This window comes from Streptomyces sp. NRRL B-24572 (assembly GCF_002156145.1).
In the GTDB taxonomy this organism is placed as follows: Bacteria; Actinomycetota; Actinomycetes; order Streptomycetales; family Streptomycetaceae; genus Streptomyces; species Streptomyces vietnamensis.
The window spans coordinates 1-8,642 of record NZ_MWIG01000041.1 but is presented as its reverse complement, the minus strand read 5'-3'; the positions used below and the strand labels follow the sequence as shown (position 1 = coordinate 8,642).

The following is an 8,642-nucleotide window of genomic DNA, read 5'->3' as shown; positions in this document are numbered from 1 at the left end:
CAACCTCACCGGCACCTTCCTCATGATCCGCGAGTCGATCCCGGCGCTCCTGGAGGGCAACGACTCCGCCGTCGTGAACTTCTCCTCCACCTCCGCGATGTTCGCCCACCCCTACATGGCGGCCTACGCGGCCAGCAAGGGCGGCATCCAGTCCATGACCCACGCGCTGGCCTCCGAGTACGCCAAGCAGGGCATCCGCTTCACCGCCGTCCAGCCCGGCTCCATCTCCTCCGGCATGACCGACGGCTCCGGCGCCTCCAAGCAGTCCCAGGGCNNTGCTCGCCTCCGAGGACGGCAGGTTCATCACCGGCACCGAGGTCCGCATCGACGGCGGGACCCACTTCTGATGACCGCCGCCGAGGTCTTCTCCGGCCGTACGGCCGTCATCACCGGTGCCTCCTCCGGCATCGGTGCCGGCCTCGCCCGGCACGCCGCCGGGCTCGGCATGAAGCTGGTCCTCGCCGACATCGCCGCCGAACGGCTCGCCGAGTTCGCGGGCGAGCTGTCCGCCACCGGCGCCGAGGTCACCGCCGTCGTCACCGACGTCTCCGAGCCCGCCTCCGTCGAGGCCCTCGCCGACACCGCGTACACCCGCCACGGCGCCGTCGACCTGCTCGTCAACAACGCCGGGATCATGGCCATGGGCTACTCCTGGGAGATCCCGGCCGAGCGCTGGGACGCCATGCTCCGGGTCAACATCGGCGGCTACGTCAACGGCATCCGGGCCTTCGTCCCGCGCATGCTGGAGCGCGGCGAGAAGGCCTGGGTGGTCAACGTCTCGTCGATCGGCGGCATGCTGCCGAGCCCGCTGATGGCCCCGTACAGCGTCACCAAGTTCGGCACGCTCGCCCTCACCGAGTCGCTGTACTACGAGATGCGGATGAAGGGCGCCCCGATCCAGGTGTCCGTCGTGACGCCCGGCTCGGTCAAGAGCGAGATCTTCAGGGCCGCCAGGCCCGGCGAGACCGCCCCGCCGGAGATCGCGGCCTTCGGCGACCAGCTGCAGGCCATGGCCGACGAGCACGGGCTCACGCCCGAGGAGCACGCCGAGCGGGTCTTCGAGATGGTCGCGGAGGGCAAGTACTGGGCGATCCCGCAGCCCGAGCAGCTCTTCCCGGCACTCCAGCCCAGGACGGACATGATCCTCGGGCAGGAGAACCCCCGGCTCCAGCTGGGCTGAGACTCCCGGGGGCGTGGAGTCCGCCCTCCACGCCCCCGGGCTCCTTCTTCCTGTCTACGCCGTCCCGAAGCGCTCCCACAGACGGGGGAAGCGGGCCGCGAGCACGTCGTCGTCCTCCAGGTCGAAGGGGGTGCCGAGCGGCTCCCCGCCCGGCATCGGGATGCCCAGATCGGGGGTCTCGGCGCCGGTCAGCGCCTCGTACGCCTCGTCCGCCGCGAAGCCGATCTCCTCACCGTCCCCGTCGATCTCCACGTCGAAGTCGCCGAGCAGCTCCGCCAGCGCGTCCGGATCGTGCACGCCCCCCTCGTAGACCTCCCGGCCCTGGCCGATCAGCCAGCAGCGGAACGAGTCGAAGGTCTCCTCGCCCGCCCCGTCGAAGAGCACGGCCGCGGCACCCCACAGATCCCAGAGGTACGCGCGGTTGAAGCGGGCCTCGAAATGGCGCGCGTAGTCCAGCACCGAGTCGGGGTCAAGCCGGGTCAGCCGCTCCACGAGCAGATCGGCCTGCTCCTCGGGGTCGCCCTCGGCTTCCTCGCGGGTGGCGTCGATCAGCTCCCAGAACTCGGTCTCGTCCATCACGGCACCAGCATCGTGGCTCGCGGAGTCCGACGCACCCGGAAAGCCCGAAATGAATCCGGACGGAATCCTGACAGGAGATGTCGTCTTTTCCTGTCAGCCTGGTGATCATGACGACTGAAACCACACCCCTGCGCGGACGGATCTGCCTGGTCGCCGGAGCCACCCGGGGCGCCGGACGGGCCATCGCCGTCCAGCTCGGCGCCGCCGGAGCCACCGTCTACGTCACGGGCCGCACCACCCGCGAGAAGCTCAGCGAGGTCGGCCGTGCCACGGAGACCATCGAGGAGACCGCCGAACTGGTGACGGCCGCCGGCGGCGAGGGCATCGCCGTCCCCACCGACCATCTGGAACCCGACCGGGTCCGGGCCCTCGTCGACCGGATCGACCGCGAGCAGGGCCGGCTCGACGTCCTCGTCAACGACGTGTGGGGCGGCGAGCACCTGGTCACCTTCGGCAAGAAGACCTGGGAGATGGACCTCGCCGGCGGCCTGAGGATGCTCGAACTCGGCGTGAAGACGCACGTCATCACTTCCCACGCGGTCCTGCCGCTGCTCACCCGCAACCCCGGCGGGCTCGTCGTCGAGGTCACCGACGGCACCGCCGCGTACAACGGCACCCGCTTCCGCGAGAACCTCTTCTACGACCTCGCCAAGAACGCCCCGATCCGGATGGCCTTCGGCCTCGCGAAGGAACTGGAGGAGTACGGCGGGACGGCCGTCGCCGTCACCCCCGGCTGGCTCAGGTCGGAGCAGATGCTCGCCGGCTTCGGCGTCACCGAGGAGAACTGGCGCGACGCCACCGAGAAGCTCCCCGACTTCGCCATCTCCGAGTCCCCGGTGTACGTCGGCCGGGCCGTCGCCGCCCTCGCCGCCGACCCCGGCCGGAACCGCTGGACCGGACAGTCACTGTCGAGCGGCGAGCTGGCGAAGCAGTACGGCTTCACGGACGCGGACGGCTCACGGCCCGACGCCTGGGGCTTCATCGTCGCGGGCGAGATCGGGAAGCCGAACGTGGAGGAGTACCGCTAGAGCGGACCGGGCCGGCCGACGACCGGCAGAGCCATGCCGAGCAGAGGGCCGGTCGGGCCACGCCGTGCCGGCTACCGGTAGAGCTCCGCCATGCCCCGGGCCGCCTCCGCGAACCGCTCCCGGAGCGCGGCCGGGGCGAGGACCTCCGCCTCCGGGCCGAGACCGAGCAGCTGGCCGAAGGCGACCTCCTCGCTCTCCACCCGGAGCGCCACGGTCACCCGTCCCCCTCCGGCGACCCCCGCCGCGAGCGCCTCCTCGGCCGCGGCACGGTCCGTCACGTACGGCAGCCTGCGCGCCCCCGCCTCCGTCAGCCGCACGACGATCTCGGCGCGCAGGATCGACCGGGCGAACTCCGCCGCCCGCTCCTCCCAGAAGACGGGCAGGTCGAAGTCCGGGTCCCGGTCGAACCGCTCCTCGCCCACGGCCACCGCCGTGAACCGGTCCACCCGGTACGTACGGAAGGAGGAACCCGAACGCGCGCACACGTACCAGACGCCCGCCTTCAGGACGAGGCCGTACGGTTCGAGCTCCCGCTCCACCTCCTCGCCGTCCCCGCGCCGGTAGCGGGCCGACACCCACCGGTCGTCCCACACCGCCTCCGCCACCGGCGCGAGCAGCTCCGGGGTCTCCGGCTCCTGGTACCAGCCCGGGGCGTCCAGGTGGAAGCGCCGCGCCGCCGAGACGGGGGCGTCGCGCAGCGAGGGCAGCAGGGCCGCGCTGACCTTCAGCCGGGCCGAGGAGGCCGCGTCCGCGAGCCCCATGTCCCGCAGCGCGCCCGGCAGTCCCGACAGGAACAGCGCCTCCGCCTCGCCGCGCTCCAGGCCCGTGAGCCGCGTGCGGTACCCGCCGACGAGCCGGTAGCCGCCGGCCCTGCCCCGGTCCGCGTACACCGGAACCCCCGCCTCGGAGAGGGCGAGGGCGTCACGGGTGACGGTCCGCTCCGACACCTCGAGCTCGGCGGCGAGTTCGGCCGCCGTCATCGACGGGCGGGACTGGAGGAGCAGGACCATCTTGATGAGGCGGGCGGCACGCATGCCCACCAGAGTGCCGTACGTGCGTGTGCCGAGGGGCCGCCTCCGTATGTGCGTACGGATGCGGCCCCTCGGACGGATGGGAGGCCTTACAGGCCGTAGCGCTCGCGCGCCTCCTTCACGGCCGAGGCCTGGACCTCGCCGCGGCGGGCCAGCTGGGCCAGGGCCGCGACGACGATCGACTGGGCGTCGACGCCGAAGTGGCGGCGGGCCGCCTCACGGGTGTCCGAGAGGCCGAAGCCGTCGGCGCCCAGCGAGCTGTAGTCCTGCTCGACCCACTGCGCGATCTGGTCGGGGACCTGGCGCATGTAGTCGGAGACCGCGAGGACCGGGGAGTCGATGCCCTCGAGCGCCTTGCGGATGTACGGCACCTGCTCCTCGCCGCGCAGGAGGGCCGCGTCGGCCTCCAGCGCGTCGCGGCGCAGCTCGGTCCAGGAGGTCGCGGACCACACGTCGGCGGCCACGCCCCACTCGGCGGCGAGCAGCTTCTGCGCCTCCAGGGCCCAGTGGATGGCCGTGCCGGAGGACAGGAGCTGGATGCGGGAGGCGTTCGCAGGCAGCTCCAGGCCGGCCGACTCGGCCGTGTTGAAGCGGTAGAGGCCCTTGATGATGCCCTCGTCGATGCCGGACGGCTTGGCCGGCTGCGGCATCGGCTCGTTGTAGACGGTGAGGTAGTAGAAGACGTTCTGGTCCTCGCCCTCGGCGGCCTCGCCGTACATCCGGCGCAGACCCTCCTTGACGATGGCCGCGACCTCGTACGCGAACGCCGGGTCGTACGTCAGCGCCGCCGGGTTCGTGGCCGCGATGACGGGGGAGTGGCCGTCGGCGTGCTGGAGGCCCTCACCGGTCAGGGTCGTGCGACCGGCCGTCGCGCCGACGAGGAAGCCGCGGCCGAGCTGGTCGCCGAGCTGCCACATCTGGTCGGCGGTCCGCTGCCAGCCGAACATCGAGTAGAAGATGTAGAACGGGATCATCGCCTCGCCGTGCGTGGAGTACGCGGTGGAAGCGGCGATGAAGTCGGCCATCGAACCGGCCTCGGTGATCCCCTCGTTGAGGATCTGGCCGTTCTTGGCCTCCTTGTAGTACATCAGCTGGTCGCGGTCGACCGGCTCGTACGTCTGGCCCTTCGGCGAGTAGATGCCGAGGGAGGGGAAGAGGCTCTCCATACCGAAGGTACGGGCCTCGTCCGGGACGATCGGGACCCAGCGCTTGCCGGTCTCCTTGTCGCGGATCAGGTCCTTGATCAGTCGCACGAACGCCATCGTCGTGGCCATCGACTGCGAGCCGGAGCCCTTGTCGAAGGCGGCGAACGCCTTGTCGGCCGGGGCCGGCAGCGGGGCGAGCGCGTGGGTGCGGCGGGCCGGGGCCGGGCCGCCGAGGGCCGCGCGGCGCTCCTGGAGGTAGCGGACCTCGGGGGAGTCGGCGCCCGGGTGGCCGTAGGGGACCACGCCGTCGACGAACTGCGCGTCCGAGATCGGCAGCTCAAGAAGGTCACGCATGTTCTTGAACTCGTCCGTCGTCAGCTTCTTCATCTGGTGGTTCGCGTTCTTCGACGCGAAGCCCTCACCCAGGGTGAAGCCCTTGACGGTCTGCGCGAGGATGACCGTCGGCGCGCCCTTGAACTCCAGGGCGGCCTTGTACGCGGCGTACACCTTGCGCGGCTCGTGGCCGCCGCGGGAGAGGTGGAAGCACTCGAGGATCTTGTCGTCGGACAGCAGCTGCGCCATCGCGACGAGCGCCGGGTCCTTGCCGAAGAAGTCCTGGCGGATGTAGGCGGCGTCGCGGGTCTGGTACGTCTGGACCTGTGCGTCCGGCACCTCGCGGAGGCGGCGGACCAGGGCGCCGGTGGTGTCGAGCGCGAACAGCTCGTCCCAGGCGTTGCCCCACAGCGACTTCACGACGTTCCAGCCGGCGCCGCGGAACTGGGCCTCCAGCTCCTGCACGATCTTGAAGTTGGCGCGGACCGGGCCGTCGAGGCGCTGCAGGTTGCAGTTGATGACGAAGGTCAGGTTGTCCAGACCCTCGCGGGCCGCCAGGGCGAGGGCCGCGGTCGACTCGGGCTCGTCCATCTCGCCGTCACCGAGGAACGCCCACACGTGCGAGGCGGAGACGTCCTTGATGGAGCGGTTGGTCAGGTAGCGGTTGAAGCGCGCCTGGTAGATCGCGGAGAGCGGGCCCAGGCCCATGGAGACGGTGGGGAACTCCCACAGCCAGGGGAGGCGGCGCGGGTGCGGGTAGGAGGGCAGGCCGTTGCCGCCGGACTCCTGCCGGAAGTTGTCGAGGTGGGCCTCGTTCAGGCGCCCGTCGAGGAAGGCGCGGGCGTAGATGCCGGGGGAGGCGTGGCCCTGGATGTAGAGCTGGTCGCCGGAACCGTCGGCTTCCTTGCCCTTGAAGAAGTGGTTGAAGCCGGTCTCGTAGAGCCAGGCCGCGGAGGCGAAGGTGGCGATGTGGCCGCCGACGCCGTGCTTGGAGCCGCGGGTGACCATCGCGGCCGCGTTCCAGCGGTTCCACGCGGTGATCTTCCGCTCCATCTCCTCGTCGCCGCCGAACTCGGTGATCGAGGGCTCGGCGGAGGTGGGGATGGTGTTGACGTAGTCCGTCTCCAGGAGCTTGGGCAGGGCCAGGCCCGCGCCCTCGGCGTGCTGGAGGGTACGACGCATCAGGTAGGCGGCCCGGTGGGGGCCGGCGGCCTTGGTGACGGCGTCCAGGGAGGCCGCCCACTCGGCGGTCTCCTCGGTGTCACGGTCCGGGAGCTGGTCGAGCTCGCTCGGAATCTTGCCTACGGGATCGGTCATGATCGCCGCCTTCCGGACAGGTGGGGTGGAGATAAGGGGGCCTTGTCTGGCAGGACAGGGCGACGGGCCGGGTGACGGCCCGCCGAAGACTGTAAACCGGCGATCGATGATCGATCAAAGGGTTGAAGGCGAAAACCTCTTCGGATCGAGAAAGTCGGCACAGGGTGCCAAGGAAAAGGGCACCCGGTGCCTTGTTTTCTGTCCTGTTTTCGCAGGTGAGGCTGGTTGTATGAGGGTGCGCGCGCACGGATGAGCGGGCCCGCCGGAGGGCGGACCCGCTCACTGTGCGTACAGCCGTGGTTCAGGCTCGCGGTGCGCAGCCCAGGACGTGCGCCTTCACCAGGGCACCGATGTTCGGGTCGCCCCGCCGGAAGGCCTCCACGAGCTCCTGGTGCTCCTCCGCGTACGACTTCTGGACCGTGCCGAGCCAGCGGATCGACAGGGCCGTGAAGACCTCGATGCCGAGCGTCTCCCAGGTGTGCAGCAGGACGCCGTTCCCGGCCGCCTTCACCAGCTCCCGGTGGAAGGCCACCGTGTGCCGCACCTGCGCCGTCCCGTCCATGGCCGCGTCCGCCTCGTACAGGGCCGTCACGTGCGGCTCCAGGGCCGAGCAGTCGGCCGCGAGCCGCCCGGCCGCCAGCTCGGCCGCGATCTGCTCCAGACCGGCGCGTACGGGGTAGCTCTCCTCCAGGTCGGCCGCGGTGAGGTTGCGGACCCGGACGCCCTTGTTGGGCGCGGACTCGATCAGCCGCAGCGACTCCAGCTCGCGCAGCGCCTCGCGGACCGGGGTCTGGGAGACCTCCAGCTCGGTCGCGATCCGGCGCTCCACGATGCGCTCGCCCGGCTTCCAGCGCCCGCTGACGATCCCCTCCACGATGTGCTCGCGGATCTGCTCGCGCAGCGAGTGGACGACGGGGACGGTCATGAAGCGGCTCCTCGGGGAGTGTTGACCCTTAGACAATACGGCGGCGCCCCCGTCCGGAAACACTTCCGGGCGGGGGCGCCGCAGGTGAGGCTCGTTACGTTGCCTTATCGGCAGCGTGCCTTACAGACCGAGGTCGACCTCGAACTCGCCGGCCTCCAGGATCGCCTTGACGGCCGTCAGGTAGCGGGCGGCGTCGGCGCCGTCCACCAGACGGTGGTCGTAGGAGAGCGTCAGGTAGGTCATGTCGCGGACGCCGATGACGGTGCCCTCGGCGGTCTCGATGACGGCCGGACGCTTGACCGTGGCGCCGATGCCCAGGATGGCGACCTGGTTCGGCGGGACGATGATCGTGTCGAACAGCGCACCGCGCGAGCCGGTGTTGCTGATGGTGAAGGTCGCACCGGACAGCTCGTCCGGCGTGATCTTGCTGGCGCGGACCTTGCCGGCCAGCTCGGCCGTGGCCTTGGAGATGCCGGCGATGTTCAGGTCGCCCGCACCCTTGATGACCGGCGTCATCAGACCCTTCTCGGAGTCCACGGCGATGCCGATGTTCTCCGAGTCGAAGTACGTGATGGTGCCCTCGTCCTCGTTGATCCGGGCGTTGATGACCGGGTGGGCCTTCAGCGCCTGGGCCGCCGCCTTCACGAAGAACGGCATCGGGGAGAGCTTGACGCCCTCACGGGCGGCGAACGCGTCCTTGGCGCGGGCGCGCAGCTTCATCAGCTTGGTGATGTCGACCTCGACGACCGAGGACAGCTGGGCCTGGCCGTGCAGCGCCTTCATCATGTTGTCGCCGATGACCTTGCGCATGCGGGTCATCTTGACCGTCTGGCCACGCAGCGGGGAGGCCTCCAGGGCGGGGGCCTTCGGCGCGGCGGCGGCCGCCGAGGCCAAGAAGGCCGCCGCTGCCGCCCCTGCCGCCGCTCCGGCCGCCGCCGCGCCGAAGGCCCCCGCCCTGGAGGCCTCCCCGCTGCGTGGCCAGACGGTCAAGATGACCCGCATGCGCAAGGTCATCGGCGACAACATGATGAAGGCGCTGCACGGCCAGGCCCAGCTGTCCTCGGTCGTCGAGGTCGACATCACCAAGCTGATGAAGCTGCGCGC

The 8,642-nt window shown here is 70.8% G+C and carries 7 protein-coding genes and 2 pseudogenes; 4 read left to right on the top strand and 5 right to left on the bottom strand.

From position 1 onward, the window contains the following. Both CCN56_RS02760 and CCN56_RS02755 read left to right on the top strand, forming a co-directional pair. Nucleotides 1-347, top strand: a pseudogene (locus CCN56_RS02760) (SDR family NAD(P)-dependent oxidoreductase); the annotation flags it as partial. Further along, the gene (locus CCN56_RS02755) at nt 347-1,180 is read left to right on the top strand and encodes an SDR family NAD(P)-dependent oxidoreductase (RefSeq protein WP_086823053.1); all 834 of its coding nucleotides are present in this window, start codon (nt 347-349) and stop codon (nt 1,178-1,180) included. The pseudogene CCN56_RS02760 and the gene CCN56_RS02755, both read left to right, overlap by 1 nt. A 54-nt stretch (nt 1,181-1,234) precedes the next feature. On the opposite strand, the gene CCN56_RS02750 is transcribed toward CCN56_RS02755, so the two are convergent. Continuing rightward, nucleotides 1,235-1,756 carry a DUF4240 domain-containing protein gene (locus CCN56_RS02750; protein WP_086823051.1) on the bottom strand — a complete coding sequence of 174 codons (522 nt, stop codon included), beginning with the start codon at nt 1,754-1,756 and terminating at the stop codon, nt 1,235-1,237. A 110-nt stretch (nt 1,757-1,866) separates the two neighbouring features. Here CCN56_RS02750 and CCN56_RS02745 point away from each other — a divergent pair, with 110 nt between their 5' ends. Then, a complete protein-coding gene (locus CCN56_RS02745; RefSeq protein WP_086823058.1) occupies nt 1,867-2,787 on the top strand; it encodes an SDR family oxidoreductase in 921 nt (306 codons plus the stop codon). A 71-nt stretch (nt 2,788-2,858) separates the two neighbouring features. On the opposite strand, the gene CCN56_RS02740 is transcribed toward CCN56_RS02745, so the two are convergent. From CCN56_RS02740 to CCN56_RS02725, 4 genes and pseudogenes are all read right to left on the bottom strand, one after another. After that, nucleotides 2,859-3,821, bottom strand: coding sequence for a YafY family protein (locus CCN56_RS02740; protein WP_086823056.1), 963 nt, complete (start codon nt 3,819-3,821; stop codon nt 2,859-2,861). Between the two features lie 86 nt (nt 3,822-3,907). Continuing rightward, nucleotides 3,908-6,613 carry a pyruvate dehydrogenase (acetyl-transferring), homodimeric type gene (gene aceE, locus CCN56_RS02735; protein WP_086823048.1) on the bottom strand — a complete coding sequence of 902 codons (2,706 nt, stop codon included), beginning with the start codon at nt 6,611-6,613 and terminating at the stop codon, nt 3,908-3,910. Nucleotides 6,614-6,914: 301 nt separating this feature from the next. Continuing rightward, nucleotides 6,915-7,538 (bottom strand): GntR family transcriptional regulator, encoded by a 624-nt coding sequence (locus tag CCN56_RS02730; protein WP_086823045.1) that lies wholly within the window; start codon nt 7,536-7,538, stop codon nt 6,915-6,917. 120 nt (nt 7,539-7,658) lie between these two features. Then, nucleotides 7,659-8,474 (bottom strand): annotated as a pseudogene (locus CCN56_RS02725) (2-oxo acid dehydrogenase subunit E2); the annotation flags it as partial. Between the two features lie 55 nt (nt 8,475-8,529). Between CCN56_RS02725 and CCN56_RS45705 the strand changes: the two are divergent. After that, nucleotides 8,530-8,642, top strand: a 113-nt coding sequence (locus CCN56_RS45705; RefSeq protein WP_373412810.1) for a 2-oxo acid dehydrogenase subunit E2, incomplete at its 3' end; no start/stop codon positions are given.